The sequence below is a fragment of the Microbacterium sp. UMB0228 genome (assembly GCF_002871415.1).
Lineage (GTDB): Bacteria > Actinomycetota > Actinomycetes > Actinomycetales > Microbacteriaceae > Microbacterium.
In genome coordinates this window covers 801,866-819,449 of record NZ_PNFU01000001.1, presented here as the reverse complement: position 1 = coordinate 819,449, position 17,584 = coordinate 801,866, and the positions used below count along the sequence as shown (strand labels likewise).

Annotated in this window: 16 protein-coding genes; 8 read left to right on the top strand and 8 right to left on the bottom strand. The window is 71.7% G+C overall.

Features of this window, described 5'->3' with window-relative positions; translation table 11 throughout:
• Window positions 1-20: 20 nt before the first annotated feature.
• The gene (gene cysK / locus CJ226_RS03940) at window positions 21-959 is read left to right on the top strand and encodes a cysteine synthase A (RefSeq protein WP_025103141.1); all 939 of its coding nucleotides are present in this window, start codon (window positions 21-23) and stop codon (window positions 957-959) included.
• An 8-nt stretch (window positions 960-967) separates the two neighbouring features.
• Window positions 968-1,537, top strand: a complete 570-nt coding sequence (epsC, locus tag CJ226_RS03935; protein ID WP_062634998.1) for a serine O-acetyltransferase EpsC — start codon at window positions 968-970, stop codon at window positions 1,535-1,537.
• 26 nt (window positions 1,538-1,563) lie between these two features.
• On the opposite strand, the gene CJ226_RS03930 is transcribed toward epsC, so the two are convergent.
• On the bottom strand, window positions 1,564-3,111 hold the full coding sequence (locus tag CJ226_RS03930; RefSeq protein WP_102208356.1) for a CitMHS family transporter: 1,548 nt from the start codon (window positions 3,109-3,111) through the stop codon (window positions 1,564-1,566).
• A 147-nt stretch (window positions 3,112-3,258) separates the two neighbouring features.
• Here CJ226_RS03930 and CJ226_RS03925 point away from each other — a divergent pair, with 147 nt between their 5' ends.
• Both CJ226_RS03925 and CJ226_RS03920 read left to right on the top strand, forming a co-directional pair.
• Complete coding sequence (locus CJ226_RS03925) at window positions 3,259-4,902, top strand: sensor histidine kinase (protein WP_102208355.1); 1,644 nt, start codon at window positions 3,259-3,261, stop codon at window positions 4,900-4,902.
• Window positions 4,899-5,552 (top strand): response regulator, encoded by a 654-nt coding sequence (locus CJ226_RS03920; protein WP_102208354.1) that lies wholly within the window; start codon window positions 4,899-4,901, stop codon window positions 5,550-5,552. Before CJ226_RS03925 ends, CJ226_RS03920 begins: the two co-directional genes overlap by 4 nt.
• An 18-nt stretch (window positions 5,553-5,570) precedes the next feature.
• Here CJ226_RS03920 and prfA read toward each other — a convergent pair whose 3' ends face one another.
• The 5 genes from prfA to lysA all read right to left on the bottom strand — a co-directional run bounded on the left by prfA (window position 5,571) and on the right by lysA (window position 12,494).
• Window positions 5,571-6,650: a peptide chain release factor 1 gene (gene prfA, locus CJ226_RS03915; protein WP_025103135.1), complete on the bottom strand. Its 1,080-nt coding sequence runs from the start codon at window positions 6,648-6,650 to the stop codon at window positions 5,571-5,573.
• 8 nt (window positions 6,651-6,658) lie between these two features.
• Window positions 6,659-8,635, bottom strand: coding sequence for a transcription termination factor Rho (rho, locus tag CJ226_RS03910; RefSeq protein ID WP_102208353.1), 1,977 nt, complete (start codon window positions 8,633-8,635; stop codon window positions 6,659-6,661).
• 143 nt (window positions 8,636-8,778) lie between these two features.
• Window positions 8,779-9,744: a homoserine kinase gene (gene thrB / locus CJ226_RS03905; RefSeq protein ID WP_231868219.1), complete on the bottom strand. Its 966-nt coding sequence runs from the start codon at window positions 9,742-9,744 to the stop codon at window positions 8,779-8,781.
• 5 nt (window positions 9,745-9,749) lie between these two features.
• The gene (locus CJ226_RS03900) at window positions 9,750-11,054 is read right to left on the bottom strand and encodes a homoserine dehydrogenase (protein WP_062635006.1); all 1,305 of its coding nucleotides are present in this window, start codon (window positions 11,052-11,054) and stop codon (window positions 9,750-9,752) included.
• A gap of 21 nt (window positions 11,055-11,075) precedes the next feature.
• Window positions 11,076-12,494, bottom strand: a complete 1,419-nt coding sequence (gene lysA, locus CJ226_RS03895) for a diaminopimelate decarboxylase (protein WP_257996501.1) — start codon at window positions 12,492-12,494, stop codon at window positions 11,076-11,078.
• Window positions 12,495-12,640: 146 nt separating this feature from the next.
• On the opposite strand from lysA, the gene CJ226_RS03890 reads away from it, so the two are divergent.
• From CJ226_RS03890 to CJ226_RS03875, 4 genes are read left to right on the top strand one after another with little or no spacing between them, the layout of a single operon-like run.
• Window positions 12,641-13,714, top strand: a complete 1,074-nt coding sequence (locus tag CJ226_RS03890) for a YihY/virulence factor BrkB family protein (protein ID WP_180964522.1) — start codon at window positions 12,641-12,643, stop codon at window positions 13,712-13,714.
• A 51-nt stretch (window positions 13,715-13,765) separates the two neighbouring features.
• The gene (locus tag CJ226_RS03885) at window positions 13,766-14,656 is read left to right on the top strand and encodes an alpha/beta fold hydrolase (protein WP_102208351.1); all 891 of its coding nucleotides are present in this window, start codon (window positions 13,766-13,768) and stop codon (window positions 14,654-14,656) included.
• Window positions 14,649-15,230 (top strand): TetR/AcrR family transcriptional regulator, encoded by a 582-nt coding sequence (locus CJ226_RS03880; RefSeq protein WP_102208350.1) that lies wholly within the window; start codon window positions 14,649-14,651, stop codon window positions 15,228-15,230. Before CJ226_RS03885 ends, CJ226_RS03880 begins: the two co-directional genes overlap by 8 nt.
• Window position 15,231: 1 nt before the next feature.
• On the top strand, window positions 15,232-15,966 hold the full coding sequence (locus tag CJ226_RS03875; RefSeq protein ID WP_102208349.1) for an alpha/beta fold hydrolase: 735 nt from the start codon (window positions 15,232-15,234) through the stop codon (window positions 15,964-15,966).
• Between the two features lie 12 nt (window positions 15,967-15,978).
• Here CJ226_RS03875 and CJ226_RS03870 read toward each other — a convergent pair whose 3' ends face one another.
• Window positions 15,979-16,827 (bottom strand): DUF2993 domain-containing protein, encoded by an 849-nt coding sequence (locus CJ226_RS03870; protein WP_102208348.1) that lies wholly within the window; start codon window positions 16,825-16,827, stop codon window positions 15,979-15,981.
• Window positions 16,828-16,835: 8 nt separating this feature from the next.
• On the bottom strand, window positions 16,836-17,584 hold a 749-nt coding region (locus tag CJ226_RS18415; RefSeq protein ID WP_257996500.1), incomplete at its 5' end, for a DALR anticodon-binding domain-containing protein.

Genomic DNA, 17,584 nt, shown 5'->3' with positions numbered 1-17,584 from the left:
CCGCACAGGAAGGCTCCCCCATGTCCGGCATTCACCCCGACATCACCACCGCTTTCGGGAACACCCCGCTCGTCCGCCTCAACCGCGTGACCGAGGGCCTCGGCGCCACCGTGCTCGCGAAACTCGAGTACTACAACCCGGCGTCCAGTGTGAAGGACCGCATCGGCATCGCCATGATCAACGCCGCCGAGGCCGCCGGCGAGCTCGCCCCCGGCGGGACGATCGTGGAGTCGACGAGCGGCAACACCGGCATCGCCCTCGCCATGGTGGGCGCCGCGCGCGGCTACCGCGTCATCCTCACGATGCCCGCCTCGATGTCGAAGGAGCGCCGCGTGCTGCTCAAGGCGTTCGGCGCGGAGATCGTCCTCACCGACCCCACGAAGGGCATGAAGGGGGCGATCGAGGAGGTCAAGCGCATCGTCGACGAGACCCCGGGCGCCATCTGGATCCGCCAGTTCGAGAACGCGGCGAACCCGCAGATCCACCGCGAGACCACGGCGCAGGAGATCCTGCGCGACACCGACGGCGCGGTCGACATCTTCATCGCCGGCGTGGGCACGGGCGGCACGGTCACCGGCACCGGGCAGGCCCTGAAGGCGGCGAAGCCCGAGGTCCAGGTCATCGCCGTCGAGCCCAAGGACTCCCCCGTCCTGACCGAAGGGCACCCCGGACCGCACAAGATCCAGGGCATCGGGCCGAACTTCGTGCCCGACGTGCTCGACCGCGAGGTGCTCGACGAGATCATCACGGCGGAGTTCGAGGACTCGCTGCGCGTGGCTCGCGCGCTCGCGGCGAAGGAAGGTCTGCTGGTCGGCATGTCCTCCGGTGCCGCCGTCTCGGCCGCGCTGACCGTCGCCGCGCGCCCGGAGAACGCCGGCAAGACCATCGTCGTGATCATCCCGGACACCGGCGAGCGGTACCTCTCCACCGCCCTGTTCGAGGATCTGCGCGAGGACTGAGGTCGTCGATGGGCATGATCGGGCGAATGCGCGAGGACATCGCCGCCGCGCGCCTTCGCGACCCGGCCGCGCGCACCGCGGTCGAGGTCGCGCTGCTTTACCCCGGCCTGCACGCCATCTGGGCGCACCGCGTCTCGCACGCGCTGTGGCGGCGGCGCCTCCGGCTCCTCGCCCGCACCGGGTCGCAGGTCGCCCGGTGGCTGACGGGCGTCGAGATCCATCCCGGCGCCCGGATCGGCCGACGCTTCTTCATCGATCACGGCATGGGCGTCGTCATCGGCGAGACGGCGGAGATCGGCGATGACGTGCTGATGTACCACGGCGTGACCCTCGGCGGGCGGACCAGGGACGTCGGCAAGCGGCACCCCACCCTGCAGGACGGCGTGGCCGTGGGCGCGGGGGCGAAGATCCTCGGCCCCGTCACCGTCGGAGCCCGTTCGGTGGTGGGCGCCAACGCCGTGGTCACCAAGGACGCCCCCGCCGACAGCGTGCTCGTGGGTGTGCCCGCGAAGCCGCGTCAGCGGACCGCCGGTGAGGACACCAGGGCGCTGCTGACCGCCCCGGACTACTCCATCTGAGGGGCGGGGGCAGCGCCCTGCTGCCCTCACTGCGCGACGAAGAAGGGGACGGCACCGACCAGGATGCCGATCCCCAGCATCACGAGCGACACGATGACCGCGCGCCACAGCACCTTGCGGTGGTGGTCTCCGAGGTTCACCCCGGCGAGGGAGACGAGCAGCAGGATTGCGGGCACGAGCGGGCTCTGCAGATGCACCGGCTGCCCGGTGATCGAGGCCCTGGCCATCTCGACCGGATCGATGCCGAAGTTCGCCGCGCTCTGGGCGAGCACGGGGAGGATCCCGAAGTAGAAGGCGTCGTTCGACATGAAGAACGTGAACGGGATGGACAGCACGCCCGTGATCGGGGCGAGGAACGGGCCGAGTGCGGGCGGCAGCACGTTCGTGATCCACGTCGCCATCGCATCGACCATGCCGGTGCCGGAGAGGACCCCCACGAGGACGCCGGCGGCGATGACCATCGACACGACGCCGACGATGCTCGGGGCGTGCGCGACGATCTCCGCCGCCTGGTCCTTGATGCCGCGGAAGTTGACGACGAGCGCGATGCCCGCGCCGACCATGAACACGTAGGGCAGCGGAAGGATGTCGATCACCAGGAGCACCATGACCGCGACGGTCAGGAGGAGGTTGAACCAGATCAGCCGCGGACGCAGGGTCGGGCGGGCGGGATCGAGCATGGTGTCGGCCATCGCGGTGTCCGCGGGGTCGATGCTCCCGGCGGCGACCGGAGCGTGTCCGCCGGCGACGACGACGAGGTTGCCGGTGCGCAGCGAGGCACGAGCGCCCGGCTTGAGCTCGGCGCCGCGGAAGATCCGGGGCACCGAGGAGAGGACGCCGCCGTCGGCTCCGGTGAGCCGGCCGTCCGCGTCGATCCGCCCCAAGCGCCGCCGCTCCCCCAGGCCGAGGAGCCAGGCGAAGCCGAGCGTCACGACGATGCCTGCGCCCAGGGCGGGGAGCATCGGCACGAAGATCTCCGTCGGCTGAACACCGAGCGCGGTCGCGGCGCGCACGGTCGGGCCGCCCCACGGGACGATGTTGAGCGTGCCGTTCATGAGGCCGGCGACACAGGTGAGGACGACGGGACTCATGCCGAGACGGAGGTAGATGGGCAGCATCGCGGAGGTCGTGATGATGAAGGTCGTCGAGCCGTCGCCGTCGAGGGACACCGCGCCCGCGAGGAGCGCGGTCCCGAGCACCACCTTCGCGGGGTCGTCGCCGAGCACCCGCGTGATCAGCCGGATGAGGGGATCGAAGAGGCCGACGTCGATCATGATGCCGAAGAACATGATCGCGAACATCAGCAGCGCGGCCGTGGGCGCCATGGCGCCGATCGAGTCGAGGATCATGTCGCCGAGCCCGAGCCCTGCTCCCGCGAAGAGCCCGAAGGCGGTCGGCACGAGGATCAGGGCCACCATCGGGGTGAGGCGCTTGGTCATGATCAGCGTCATGAACACGAGGACCATCGTGAAGCCGAGGATGACGAGCACACCCTCCGGCGGCACGAAGGCCACGTCGTAGGTCGGTGCCTCCTCCTCGGCGGCAGCGATCAGCGCGGTCGATGCGTGGAACATGCGTGACTCCTTCGTCGTCGCTCCGTCATCGCTGACGGATCCTGACGAGGCTAGGGAATCCGGAGACGCGGAGCGCGGTATGCCGCATAACCGCGCCTTGTGCGCGTACCGTGACTTCTGCGCATATTGCGCATCGAGGAGGTGTCGATGTCCCCGCGGAGACGGGTCCGGTTCGCGACCCGCGCGCTGCTGCTGCACCTCGCCGCCGTCGCCCTCGTCGTGACGCTGTGCACGGGCGTGTACCTCGCCCTCGCGGTCCAGCAGCTGCGCGCCGAGGCGGAGTCGACCGCGCTCGGCATCGCGAGGACCCTGGCCGAGGACGCGCAGGTGCGGGCGGCGGTCGCCGCCATCTCCGCGTCGGACGACGAGCCGGACGCGGAGGCGCTGCGCGACGGAGACCTGCAGCAGATCGCCACAGACGTCATGGCCCGCACCGGGGCCCTGTTCGTCGTCATCACGGACGATGAAGGCATCCGACTCGCCCATCCGCTGCCCTCGCGGATCGGCGAGGTCGTGAGCACCCCGTTCGCCGCGGTGCTGGCGGGACACGAGGTGGTCGACTGGCAGACCGGCACGCTCGGCGAGTCCGCCCGCGCGAAGGTGCCGGTGCGCGACGACTCCGGCACGCCGGTCGGCGAGATCAGCGTCGGGTTCGAGCGCAACGGCGTCTTCGACGACCTGCCGCCGCTGCTCGCCGCGCTCGGTCTGACCGCCGCCGGCGCCCTCGCCCTCGCGCTGCTGGCCTTCCTCCTCCTGCGTCGGCGCTGGGAACGGTTGACCATCGGCGTGCAGCCCGAGGAGCTGGTCGCCCTCGTGCAGAATCAGACGGCGGTGCTCGACGGCGTCGGCGACGGCGTGCTCGCGGTCGATCAGGACGGCGTCGTGCGCGTGAGCAATGCCGCGGCGGACCGGCTTCTCGGGCTCCACGATCCGATCGGCCGCCCCGTGGACGCGCTTCCCCTCCCCCCTGTCGTGCGCGACACCGCCACCGGGGCTCGCGACCGCGCGGAGGCCGTCGTGGGCGACCGGATGCTGTACCTCGAGTCGCGCGCGGTGCGACGCGACGGGCGCGCGCTCGGCGATGTGCTGATCGTGCGCGACCGCACCGACCTCATCGCCCTGACCGAGCGGCTGGAGGCCGTTCGGACGATGACCTCCGCGCTGCGTGTCCAACGCCACGAGTTCGCGAACCGCCTCCATGTGGCCGCGGGCCTCATCGACGCCGGTCGCGTCGACGACGCCAGGGCGTTCCTCGACGAGCTGGTCAGCCGTGGTCCGGTGACGTTCCCCGTGACCGGACTCGACCTCGTGGGCGACCCGTTCCTGCACGCCTTCCTCGGGGCCAAGGGCGTCGAGGCCGCCGAACGGGGCGTCGCCCTGCGGATCGCGGCAGACACCCAGGTGATCGGCACCGTCCGTCGGGCGGAGGACGTGGCCAGCGTACTCGGCAACCTCGTGGACAACGCGGTCGTGGCCGCCGTCGCGGGCACGCGGGAGCCACGGTGGGTGGACGTTTCCGTGCTGAGCGACGGTGACGCGCTCGTCGTCACGGTGGCCGACTCCGGCGAGGGGCTCCGCCCGTCCGATCCGCGACCGCGCGCCGACGACGGGGGCGGGGACTCCGTGCATGGACACGGCATCGGCCTGCCGCTCGCGACGGAGATCGCCCGCCGCAGCGGCGGCGACCTCTGGATCATCGACCCCGGCGGTCCCGACCACGGCGCGGTCTTCGCCGCCCGGCTCGGTGATGCCGTCGACCCCGCCCCGCGTGTCCCGAAGGAGGACCGATGACCGAACCGCTGCGCGCGCTCATCCTCGACGACGACTTCCGGGTGGCCGACCTGCACCGGACGATCGTGGACGATCAGCCCGGATACACCGTGACCGGGACCGCGCGGTCCTGCGCCGAGGCGCGCGACCTCGTGCGCGCGACACGCCCCGACCTCCTGCTCGCCGACGTCTACCTCCCCGACGGGGACGGCATCGGACTCGTCCGCGAGCTCGGGGTCGACGCGATCCTCATCTCCGCCGCGGACGACGCGCCCACCGTGCGCCGCGCACTGCGAGCCAGCGCCGTAGGCTACCTCGTGAAGCCTTTCGACCGACGTGCTCTCACGGGACTCCTCGACCGGTACACCCGCTACCGCAACCTGCTCGCGGGTGATCGGCCCCTCACGCAGGAGGACGTGGACCGCGCGCTGGCGATCCTGCACGGCGGCGGCGAGCCGGTCTCCCTGTCGCGCTCGGCCACCGAGCAGCGCGTGCTCGCGGCGCTCGGCGACGGCGAGGCTTCAGCGGCGGAGGTCGCCGAGCGGGTCGGCATCTCCCGGGCCACGGCGCAACGGCACCTCGCGGCTCTCGCCGCACGGACCATCGTCGAGGTGCGCTTGCGCTACGGGTCGACCGGGCGTCCCGAGCACCGGTACGCTGCGCGCACCTGACGCCGTCGCGGCGGCCGCTCAGCCCTCGGAGCCGACGGCGGCCAGACGGGCCTCTTCGTCGGCGGCGATGGCGCTCTCGATGATGGGGTCGAGCGCACCGTCCATGACCTGATCGAGGTTGTACGCCTTGAACCCGGTGCGGTGATCCGCGATCCGGTTCTCCGGGAAGTTGTAGGTGCGGATGCGCTCCGAACGGTCCATGCCGCGGATCTGCGACTTGCGCGCGTCCGAGGCGGCCGCATCGAGTTCCTCCTGCTGCTTGGCCAGCAGCCGGGCACGCAGCACCCGCATCGCCGCCTCGCGGTTCTGCAGCTGCGACTTCTCGTTCTGCATCGACACGACGATCCCGGTCGGCACGTGCGTGATGCGGACAGCGGAGTCGGTGGTGTTCACCGACTGTCCGCCGGGGCCCGACGAGCGGAACACGTCGATCTTCAGATCGTTCTGATCGATCTGGATCTCCTCGGGCTCGTCCACCTCGGGGAACACGAGCACGCCGGTCGTCGAGGTGTGGATGCGGCCCTGCGACTCCGTGGCGGGAACCCGCTGCACGCGGTGCACGCCGCCCTCGTACTTCAGATGCGCCCAGACACCCTGCGCGGGGTCGGACGAGGAACCCTTGATGGCGACCTGGACGTCCTTGTAGCCGCCCAGGTCGGACTCGTTGCGCTCGAGCAGCTCGGTCTTCCACCCCTTCGACGCGGCGTACTGCACGTACATGCGCAGCAGATCCGCGGCGAACAGGGCCGACTCCGCGCCGCCCTCCCCCGCCTTGATCTCCATGATCACGTCGCGGGCGTCATCCGGGTCGCGCGGGATGAGCAGTCGCCGCAGACGCTCCTGCGCCGCCTGCACGCCCTCTTCGAGGGCGGGTACCTCCGCGGCGAAGGCCTCGTCCTCACGGGCCAGTTCCCGCGCCGCCTCCAGATCGTCGACGGCAGCCGTCCACGCCTCATGCGCCGCCACGATGCGCGACAGCTCGGCGTACCGACGGTTGACGCGCTTGGCGCGTGCCGCGTCGGCGTGCACCGCCGGGTCGGAGAGCTCCTCCTGGACCCGGCGATGCTCGTCGATCAGAGTCTGGACGGACTCGAACACGTCGGTCCTCAGCGGATGTTGTTGTCGTGCCCGTGAGCGCCCGAGGGCAGCGTCGGGATGGACTTCTGCATCTGCACGAGGAACTCCACGTTGGAGTGGGTCTCCTTGAGCTTGCCGAGCACGACCTCCAGGGCCTGCTGCGGGTCGAGGCCGGCGAGAGCACGGCGCAGCTTCCACGTGATCTTGACCTCGTCGGCCGAGAGCAGCATCTCCTCGCGGCGGGTGCTGGACGCGTTGACGTCGACCGCCGGGAAGATGCGCTTGTCGGCCAGCTGACGGGACAGCCGCAGCTCGCTGTTGCCGGTGCCCTTGAACTCCTCGAAGATGACCTCGTCCATCTTGGATCCGGTCTCGACGAGGGCGGTGGCGAGGATCGTGAGGGATCCGCCGTTCTCGATGTTGCGCGCGGCACCGAAGAAGCGCTTCGGCGGGTAGAGCGCGGACGCGTCGACACCGCCGGTGAGCACGCGGCCGGACGCCGGAGCGGCCAGGTTGTACGCGCGCCCGAGGCGGGTGATCGAGTCGAGCAGCACGACCACGTCGCGGCCCAGCTCGACGAGGCGCTTGGCCCGCTCGATCGCGAGCTCGGCGACCGTGGTGTGGTCCTCCGCGGGGCGGTCGAAGGTGGAGGCGATGACCTCGCCCTTCACGGTGCGCTCCATGTCGGTGACCTCTTCGGGGCGCTCGTCGACGAGCACGACCATGAGGTGGACCTCGGGGTTGTTCTGCGCGATCGCATTGGCGATCTGCTGCAGGACGATCGTCTTGCCGGCCTTGGGCGGTGCGACGATGAGGCCGCGCTGGCCCTTGCCGATCGGCGCGACAAGGTCGATGATCCGCTGCGTGAGCTTCTCCGGAGCCGTCTCCAGCCGCAGACGCTCCTGCGGGTAGAGCGGGGTAAGCTTGCCGAACTCCACGCGGGTGGCCGCATCGTCGACCGAGAGGCCGTTGATCGAGTCGACCTTGACCAGGGCGTTGTACTTCTGCCGCCCCTGCTGCTCACCCTCGCGCGGCTGCTTGATGGAGCCGACGACGGCGTCGCCCTTGCGGAGGTTGTACTTCTTGACCTGGCCGAGCGAGACGTAGACGTCGCTCGGGCCGGCCAGGTAGCCGGTGGTGCGGACGAAGGCGTAGTTGTCGAGCACGTCGAGGATGCCGGCGATCGGGATGAGGACGTCGTCCTCGGTGATCTCCGTCTCGAACTCGTCGACCTGGCCGCCGCTGCGACGCTTGTTGCGCTGACGGTTGCGGCCGTTGCCGTTACCCGACTGGTCGTCGTCGGCCGGCGCGTTCTGCGCCTGCTCCTGACCGCCGCCCTGGCCGCGGCCACGGTTGCGGTTGCGGTTGCGGCTGCGGCCCCGACCGCCCTGCTCCTCGCCGTTGTCCGCCTCGCCGGATGCGTCCTTCGCGGGAGCGTCCGCCTCGGCCTCGTTCTTCGCGGCAGCGCCGTCGTTCTTCGACTCGCTCTTCGCCGCGTCGTTCTTGGCGCGGCCGCCCTGGGCGGTGCCCGCGTCGGCGGTCTCCGCGGCGCTGTCGGCCGGTGCGGCCTCGGCCTTCTCGGTCTTCGCCTCCGGGGCCTCGGCATCCGCCTTCTTCGTGCGACGGCCGCGGGCGGACTTGGGGGCCTCGGCGGGCGCCTCGGCGGTCTCGGCAGCCGGTGCCGCTTCGGCCGGTGCGGCCTCGGCCGGAGCCTCGGCGTCCGCCTTCTTCGCCCGCGTGCGGCGCGGAGCCTTCGCCTTCGGGGCTGCCTCCGCCGCCTCGGCGGAGTCGCCGGCAGCAGCCGCAGGGGCCTCCGCCGAACCGGACTCCTCCGCGGCCTTGGCCGCCTTGGCCGCAGCCGTGGCGGTGTTCGCCCGACGCGGTGCGCGCTTCTTGGCCGGAGCGGATTCGGTCGCCTGCTCGGCGACGGGGGCATCGGCGGTCGGAGCCGCCTGATCGTTCTGGGTCTCGGAGAGGTTCTCCACGAGTACTCCCTTATAGGTCATGGGAAATGAGCGTGAACGCGCACAACGGGTGCTGCGCACGATCGCACGGGCTGACGCTCGGCGTCAGCCAGCCTCGGCACTTGGGCCTCAGGGGTTCGCGTGCGGGTCTTGCAAGAGATGCAATGGGGCCAGATTCACGAATGCTACGTGGAGCCCTCCGCTCGATCCCCCACTGTACCACCACGGACGTCGACGGCGAGCAGGAGCGCCTCCCACGGGGTGTCGGTCACCTGATTGGCCACCTCGACGGCGTCCAGACGGCTGCCGGGACCGTCGGCGAGCACGAGCACGCTGGGTCCGGCGCCGGAGACGACGGCCGCGAATCCGGCCGCGCGCAGAGCCTGCACGAGACGCTGCGTCTCCGGCATGGCACCGGCGCGGTAGTCCTGGTGCAGGCGGTCGGCGGTCGCGTCGAGCAGCAGCTCCGGGCTCTGCATCAGCGCGGCGATGAGCAGTGCCGACCGGGACACGTTGAACACCGCGTCGGCCGTGGAGACGTGCGGCGGCTGCAGCGACCGGGCCTGCGAGGTGGACATCGTGTACGCCGGGACGAGGACGAGCGGGGAGACGCCGCGGTGCACGAGGAGCTTCTTGTGCTGCGGGCCGCGCTCCCCCATCCACGCGATCGTGAGCCCGCCGAACAGCGCAGGGGCCACGTTGTCCGGGTGGCCCTCCAGCTCGGTCGCCAGGCGCAGCAGATCGGTGTCGGAGATGTCGACGTCTCCCGCCAGCAGCCCCTTCGCCGCGAGCACGCCGGCGGCGACGGCCGCACCGGAGGATCCGAGACCGCGGCCGTGCGGGACCGCGTTCTCGGCCACGATGCGCAGTCCGGGCATCGGGCGGCCGGCGTCGGCGAACACATAGGCGATCGTCCGGACGATGAGGTTGGAGGCATCCCGCGGGATGTCCTCAGCGCCGGAACCGGAGACCTCGATCTCGAGCTGCCCCTCGGGCAGCGCCGTCACCTCGAGCCGGTCGTAGATGCTGAGCGCCAGGCCGAGCGTGTCGAAGCCGGGGCCGAGGTTGGCGCTCGTCGCCGGCACCGTCACCTCGACCGTGCGACCCACACGCGCGCCGTGCTCCTCGGGGGCGGGAGCCGTGGCCGTCACCGTGGTCACTCGCCTTCCACCCGGAGGACGGACACCACGCGGGCGACGACGTCGCTGCCCGCGAGCACGTCCACCGTGTCGCTGAGGGCCTGCTCCGTCGCGCGATGCGTGCCGATGATGAGGCGGGCGGTCGGCTCGTCCTCGCCCTCGACGGTCTGGACGACGGTCGCGACGGACACCCCGCCGTCGCTGAGGATTCCGGCGACCGTCGCCAACACGCCGGGGGCGTCGGAGACCTCGAGGGTGATCTGGTAGCGCGTCGTCACATGGCCGATGGGCACGACGGGGAGGTTCGCCCTGGTGGACTCGCCCACCCCGACGCCGCCGGCGATGTGCCGACGAGCGGCGGAGACCACGTCGCCGAGCACGGCCGAGGCCGTCTGGATGCCGCCCGCGCCGGCACCGTAGAACATGAGGGAGCCCGCCGCCTCAGCCTCGACGAAGACGGCGTTGTTGGCACCGTGCACGGAGGCGAGAGGGTGGGCGACCGGCACGAGGGCCGGGTAGACCCGCACCGAGATGGACTCGGCGCCGTCGGCCTCGATGCGCTCGCAGACGGCGAGCAGCTTGATCACGAAGCCCGCCGCGCGGGCCTCCTCGATCATCGACGCCGTGATGGCGGTGATCCCCTCGCGGTGCACGGCCTCCAGCGGGACCGCGGTGTGGAAGGCGAGGCTGGCGAGGATCGCGGCCTTCTGCGCGGCGTCGTAGCCTTCGACGTCCGCGGTCGGGTCGGCCTCCGCGTATCCGAGGCGCTGCGCGTCCGCCAGCACGTCGGCGAAGTCGGCGCCCTCGGTGTCCATCCGGTCGAGAATGTAGTTCGTGGTGCCGTTGACGATGCCCATGATCCGCACGACGCGGTCGCCCGCGAGCGAGTCGCGCAGCGGACGGATGATCGGGATGGCACCCGCGGCCGCCGCCTCGTAGTACACCGAGGCGCCGACGCGATCCGCCGCCTCGAACAGCTCCGGGCCATGGGTGGCCAGCAGCGCCTTGTTGGCCGTGACCACGTCGGCTCCCGAGCCGATCGCCTGGAGGATGTTGGTGCGGGCGGGCTCGATGCCGCCGATGAGCTCGATCACGATGTCGGCGCCGAGGATGAGCGACTCGGCGTCGGTCGTGAAGAGCTCCTTCGGGAGCTCGACGTCGCGGGGCGCGTCGAGGTCACGGACCGCGATGCCGGCCAGGTCCAGCGCGGCACCCGCGCGGTCGGCCAGCTCGTCACCGTGGCGGAGCAGGAGCGCCGCCACCTGGGAGCCGACGGCTCCGGCGCCCAGCAGCGCCACGCGAAGTCGTCTGTAGTCAGTCAATGGGTGCTCCTTCGGGGTGGGTCATCGTGCTCCCTCGGGGGCGTGCGCCCCGTCGATGCCCGCGTCGCGGGCCAGCAGGTCGTGGACGGTCTCGCCGCGGACGATCACCCGCGAGCGCCCCTCCCGCACCGCCACGATCGGCGGCCGCGGGACGTGGTTGTAGTTGCTCGCGAGCGAGGCGCAGTAGGCGCCGGTCGCCGGGACGGCCAGCAGATCGCCCGGTGTCACGTCTCCGGGGAGGTACTCGTGGTCGACGACGATGTCGCCGGACTCGCAGTGCTTGCCGACCACTCGGCTCAGCTGGGGCTCGTCTGTCCCCGTCCGCGAGGCGAGGCGGGCGGAGTAGCTGGCGCCGTAGAGAGCCGTACGGGCGTTGTCGCTCATCCCGCCGTCGACGCTGACATACCGCCGCGTGGCCCCGGAGGCGACCGTGACGTCCTTCGTCGTGCCGACCTCGTAGAGGGTCACGCCCGCCGTGCCGACGATCGCGCGCCCGGGCTCGAACGAGAGCGCGGGCACCGCGATGCCCCGCGCCGCGCAGCCCTCGGCGACCGCCGCGACGATGCCGTCGGCGAGCTCGTCGATCGGCGTGGGGTCGTCGACGCGGGTGTAGGCGATGCCGAAGCCGCCGCCGAGGTTCAGCTGCGGCACCGGGCCGTCCTCGAGGAGGGCGGCGTGCAGTTCGAGCACGCGCGACGCGGATTCGCGGAAGCCGGCCACGCCGAAGATCTGGGAGCCGATGTGGCAGTGCAGGCCGGCGAACTCCAGCCCCGGGATCTCGCGGATGCGGGCCACGGCGACCTCGGCCTCGGCGAGCGGGAAGCCGAACTTCTGGTCCTCGTGGGCCGTGGCGAGGAAGTCGTGGGTCTCGGCGTGGACGCCGCTGATGACCCGCACCATGACGCGCTGCACGGTGTCCGTCCGGGCCGTGATGGCGGCGAGGCGCTCGATCTCGATCGAACTGTCGACGACGATCGTGCCGATGCCGAGAGCGACCGCGCGCTCCAGCTCGGCGACCGACTTGTTGTTGCCATGGAAGCCCAGCGAGGCCGGTGCGACCCCCGCGGCGAGGGCGACCTCGAGCTCGCCGCCGGTGCACACGTCGATGCGCAGCCCCTCGTCGACGACCCAGCGGGCGACCGTCGTGCACAGGAAGGCCTTGCCGGCGTAGTACACCTGCGCGGTGGTGCCGTGCGCCGAGGCGGCCCGGTCGAACGCGTCGCGGAAGGCCCGGGCGCGGCGCCGCACCTCGTCCTCATCGAGCACGAGGAGCGGCGTGCCGTAGGTGCGGGCGAGCTCGGGCGCCGGCACTCCGGCGAGCACGAGGCTGCCGTCGTCGTCGCGCGTGGCCGAAGACGGCCAGACACCGGGCGCGAGATCGTTCGGATCTTCGGGGACGACGAGCCAGTCCGGAGCGAGAGTGGCGGCAGAGTCGAGCACGGAACACCAATCGTGGGACGGATCTCGGGCGGAGGCGCACATCGAGTTGCCCCGATTCTAGGGCACCCTCTGTCACGGCCTGGTCATGGTGACACGCCGCGTCAACCCCCTGGGGAGCGGTACCGCCCGGCTCGTAGGGTGGGCACGTGGCAGACACCGACAACCGAGACTCCGAGAACCACTCCGCAGCCCCGGCCCGCCCGGGGCTCGTCGCCCGCATCACGGGTCCGGTGATCGCCTGGGCCCTCGCCCGGCGCCCGGTCAGGGCCGTGCTGCTGTACTCCGAGCGCCGTGGCCCGATGCTCGCCGACAGCGTGACCTACCGGGCCCTGTTCAGCGTCTTCGCGGGCGTGCTCCTCGGCTTCTCCCTCGCGGCCCTCTGGCTCTCCGGCAACCCGGAGGCCTGGCGCGCGATCATCGACGCCGTGCAGTCCGCGGTCCCCGGGCTCATCGGCGAGGGCGGTGTCATCGACACCAAGGACCTCCGGACCCCGGCCTCGTTCTCGATCGCCGGCATCATCTCCCTCATCGCGCTGGTGGGTGCCGCGCTCGGCGCCATCGGCTCGCTCCGCACGGCCATCCGGACCATCGCCGGCACGATCCAGGCGGACATCCTGTGGATCTGGGTCATCGTCCGCAACCTGCTGCTCGGCGTCGGCATCGGCCTCGCGTTCGTGCTCGCCGCCGGGATCACCTTCATCGGACAGCTCGGGGTGACCTGGATCGGCGATCTGCTCGGGGTGCCGTCGGATTCGCCGCTGCTCGTCTGGACGGTCCGTCTCCTGTCGCTGCTCGTTGTCTTCATCCTCGACGCGGCCCTGATCGTCGGCGCCTTCCTCCTGCTCTCCGGCGTCCGGCCCGCCGCGCGCTCCCTGTGGAGCGGCGCCCTCCTCGGCGCCTTCGGCCTCATCGTGCTGCAGCAGCTCTCCGGGCTCTTCGTCGGCGGCGCGACGAGCAACCCCCTCCTCGCCTCGTTCGCCTCGCTCCTCGCGCTCCTGATCTGGCTCCAGCTGTCCACGCAGGTCATCCTCGTCGCATGCGCCTACATCGTCACCGCCGAGGAGGAGCGCGGCGACCGCCTGCACGAACGGTTCGGCGCGCGGACGTTCGTGCAGCGACGGCTGCAGCGCGCCGAGGTCGACGTGAAGATCGCGACGGCCGAGCTGCGGGACGCCCAGCGCGCGGCGGCCGAGGAGAACGGCACCGCCGCCCCGGAGTGAGGTCCTCGTTGTGACCGGAATGGATAGGATGGTCACAACGAGAGGGGACGCATGTCCGCACCACGACGGCACACCGTGACCGTTCCCGGCGCCGCGGTGTCGGTCCTGGAATGGTGCCCCTCCGGGGAGACGCAGACGCCCGTGCTGCTGCTGCACGGCGGCGGGGCCGACAGTGCGGAGCTCTCCTGGGGCCAGGTCGGGTCGGCGCTGGCGGCGGCCGGACACCGGGTCCTCGCGCCGGACCACCCCGGCTTCGGACGCAGCCCACGCCTCGATGCGCCGCTGACCCAGGAGCGCCTCGTGCAGTACGTCGGCGACCTCGTCGACGCCCTCGGGCTGCACGCCTATGCCATCGGAGGTCTTTCGATGGGCGCGGGCATGGCGCTGGGCCATCTGCTCGACCGCCCGGACGGAGCACATGCCGCCGCCCTTCTCGGCAGTTACGGCCTGATGCCGCGCCTGACGGACGGCGCCGTCGGGACCCTCTCGCACCTGTCGACGTTCCTGATCCTGCGTTCGGGCCTGCTCGGCGCGATGACACGCGTCTACGCACGCGACCGGAAGGCGATGACGCGAGGCCTCCAGGATCTCGTGCGCTCCCCCGACGCCCGCACCCCTGGTCTCGTCGACGCGGTGCTCGCCGAGGCCGCGACCGGCTCCGGTCTCACGACGTTCGGCGACTGGCAGCGGGATCAGGTGCGGCCGTTGCGACTCCGCACCGACTACCGTGATCGACTCGCCGAGATCCGCGTCCCGGTCCTCCTCGTGCACGGCGACCGCGACTCCGGCGTCCCTCTCCGACGGGTCGAGGAGGCCGCGGAGATCCTGCCCGACGGGCAGCTCCTCGTGGCCCCCGGCGCCGGGCACTGGGTGCAACGGGACCGTCCCGACCTCGTGATCCCCGCCCTGCGCGACTGGTTCGCCCGAGGCTCCGATGCCTAGGCCGCTCGTGCCCGACCGTCGGGGACGCATCCTCGACGCGGCGGAGCGCATGGTCCTGGCCGAGGGCTTCGACGCGATGAACGTCGCCGCGATCGCGCGCGCGGCCGGTATCGGCAAGGGCGCCGTCTACCTGGAGTTCGCGGCGAAACGCGACATCCTCGATGCCCTGCTCCAGCGCGGCACCGCGCGGATCGCCGACACGGTCGGCCGCACGGCCGGACCTCAGCCCTCGCTCAGCGCCCTCTACCGCGCCACGGCGGCGGCGCTGCTCGGCGACGAGCTCATGACGGCCGCGTTCCTCGACGACGCGGGAGTGCTCGGCGCCCACGTCGCCGCGCAGCCGACCTCCCGGTACCGGACGCGTCACGAACGGGTCGTCGCCGGTATCCGTGACCTCCAGCGCCAGGGCCGGATCGTGCCGGATGTGGAGCCCGAAGCCCTGGCCCTCGCTCTCTCCAGCGCCACCCTCGGACTGCTGTCGGCCGCACGCACGCTGGGTCCCCTGGATCGCGCGACCTTGGAGAGCGCGATCGACACCGTCGGCCGGATGGCCGCGAGCTTCGAGACGGAGTGACATGCATCACGAGACATCGGGTCCCCCGGGGACACCACCGCTTCTGCTCCTGCACGGCGGCGGGGTCGCCGGGTGGATGTGGGGGCCGCTGCGCGGACACCTCGATCCCGCGCGCCGGGTCATCGTCCCGGACCTCCCCGGTCACGGCCGCAGCGCGAGCGTCGACTACGCATCGCACGGGGAGACGGTGACGGGGCTCATCCCCCTGCTGGAGCGGGAGACCGGACCGGCCACCGTCGTCGGCTTCTCCCTCGGCGCGCAGCTCGCCGTCCTGCTGGCCGCACGACGCCCGGACCTCGTCGCCGACGCCGTCGTCATCAGCGCTCAGGCGGAGCCGATCCGGGCCGTCGGGCCCACTCTGGCACTGCTCCGCCTCACCGCCGGACTCGCCAGGAACGAGCGCTTCGCCCGTCTGCAGGCACGAGAGCTGTTCATCCCGGAAGAACTGCTTCCCCGCTACCTGGAGACCTCCGCCGCCCTCTCACGCACGACGCTGCTGCACGCGGTCGAGGAGAACCTGCGTTTCACACCGCCGCCCGCGTGGCGTGCGCATCCCGGTTCGGCGCTGGTGCTCGTCGGCGCAGAGGAGAAGCCGCTCATGCGCCGCTCCGCCGCGCTGTTGAACCGCGTGCACCCGCGCAGCACACTCGAGATCGTCGAGGGGTGCGGTCACGGCATCCCCCTGCAACGGCCGGCGGAACTCGCCGCGCGCCTGCAGGAGCGCCTGCCCGGGTGAACCGGGGTCCGCTCAGCCGCTGCAGGTGCCCTTCTCCTGCAGCGACTCGTCCCTGACGATCGCGCCGTTCACGTCGATGTCGATCACGGCCTCGTCCTCGACGATCTCGAGCCCCGTCAGCGTGAGCCCGGCCGGGAGCTGGTCGGCGATGCAGACGCGCCGCGGCTCCGTGATCCCTGCGCCCAGGGAGCCGAGCGACGAGCCCACGCGGTCGAGATCGATGTCCACGCCCCCGATGCTCGCCGCCACCGGCGTGAGTTCGAGGTCCCCCTCGGCGGCGCCGGGGGTGAACGTGACGGACACCAGGACCGGCGTGCCGAGCACCGCGAACGAGCCGCCGAGCGTCGCGTTCGGCGCGGCGAACTCGACCGTGTCGACGGGCAGGTCGGTGTCCGAGAGCAGAGCGGTGAACTGGTCCTGGTCGATGCGGATGGTGCCGTCGGCGCCATCGAGGTCGCCGACGCGCAGCGGGACGCCCGTCGCGGTGACGTCGGCCGCCCCCGTGATGCCCTGCAGCGTCACGGCGTCGGTCGACAGGCGCAGGGTGTCGAGGCGGCCCGCGAGCAGCTGCGGCAGCAGGATCCCCTCCGTCTCGACATCGAGCTGCTGGTCGGCGGGCAGGTCGAGCTGCTCGATCACCATCGACCGCACGACACCGGGGAGCACGGCACGGGCGACGAGCTCCGCCGCGACCACGAGGGCGGCGAGCACGGCCACGACGATGAGGACGACCCAGGGCCACCGGCGCCGCCGCGGCGGTGCGCCCTTCCGCTCGCGACCGTCCGCCGGGTCGGGGACCACGAGCGTCGGGTGCTCGTCCGAGGGCTTCGGGTACGGGAGGGTCGGGTTGTCGTCACTCATGGCGCTCCCTACATGCGCTCGGGCGCGGAGACGCCGAGCAGGTCGAGCCCGTTGCGGAAGACCTGGCCGGCGGCGTCGTTCAACCACAGGCGCGTGCGGTGCACGTCCTCCACCGGAGCATCGCTCAGGGGGATCACCCGGCAGTTGTCGTACCAGCGGTGGTACAGCCCGGCGAGCTCCTCCAGGTAGCGCGCGACGCGATGCGGCTCACGCACCTCGGCGGCGAACGCGACGATGCGCGGGAACTCCTGCAGCGCGCCCAGCAGCGCCGCCTCGGTCTGGTGCGTGAGCGTCTCCGGAGCGAAGACCGAGCGGTCGATGCCGGAGTCGGCGGCGTTGCGCGCGACGTTGTGGGTGCGGGCGTGTGCGTACTGCACGTAGAACACCGGGTTGTCGTTCGTGCGCTTCTGCAGCAGCTCCGGGTCGAGGTCGAGCGGCGAGTCGGCGGGCGACCGCTCCAGCGAGTACCGCAGCGCGTCCGTGCCGAGCCAGTCGAGCAGGTCGTCCATCTCGATGATGTTGCCGGCGCGCTTGCTGAGGCGGGCACCGTTGATCGAGACCATCTGGCCGATGAGCACCTGGATGTTCTTCGCGGGGTCGTCGCCCGCCGCTCCCGCGACCGCCTTGAGACGGTGCACGTAGCCATGGTGGTCGGCGCCGAGCAGGTAGATCTTGTCGCGGAAGCCGCGGTCGCCCTTGTTCAGGTAGTAGGCGGCGTCGGCGGCGAAGTACGTGTACTCGCCGTTCGAGCGGCGGA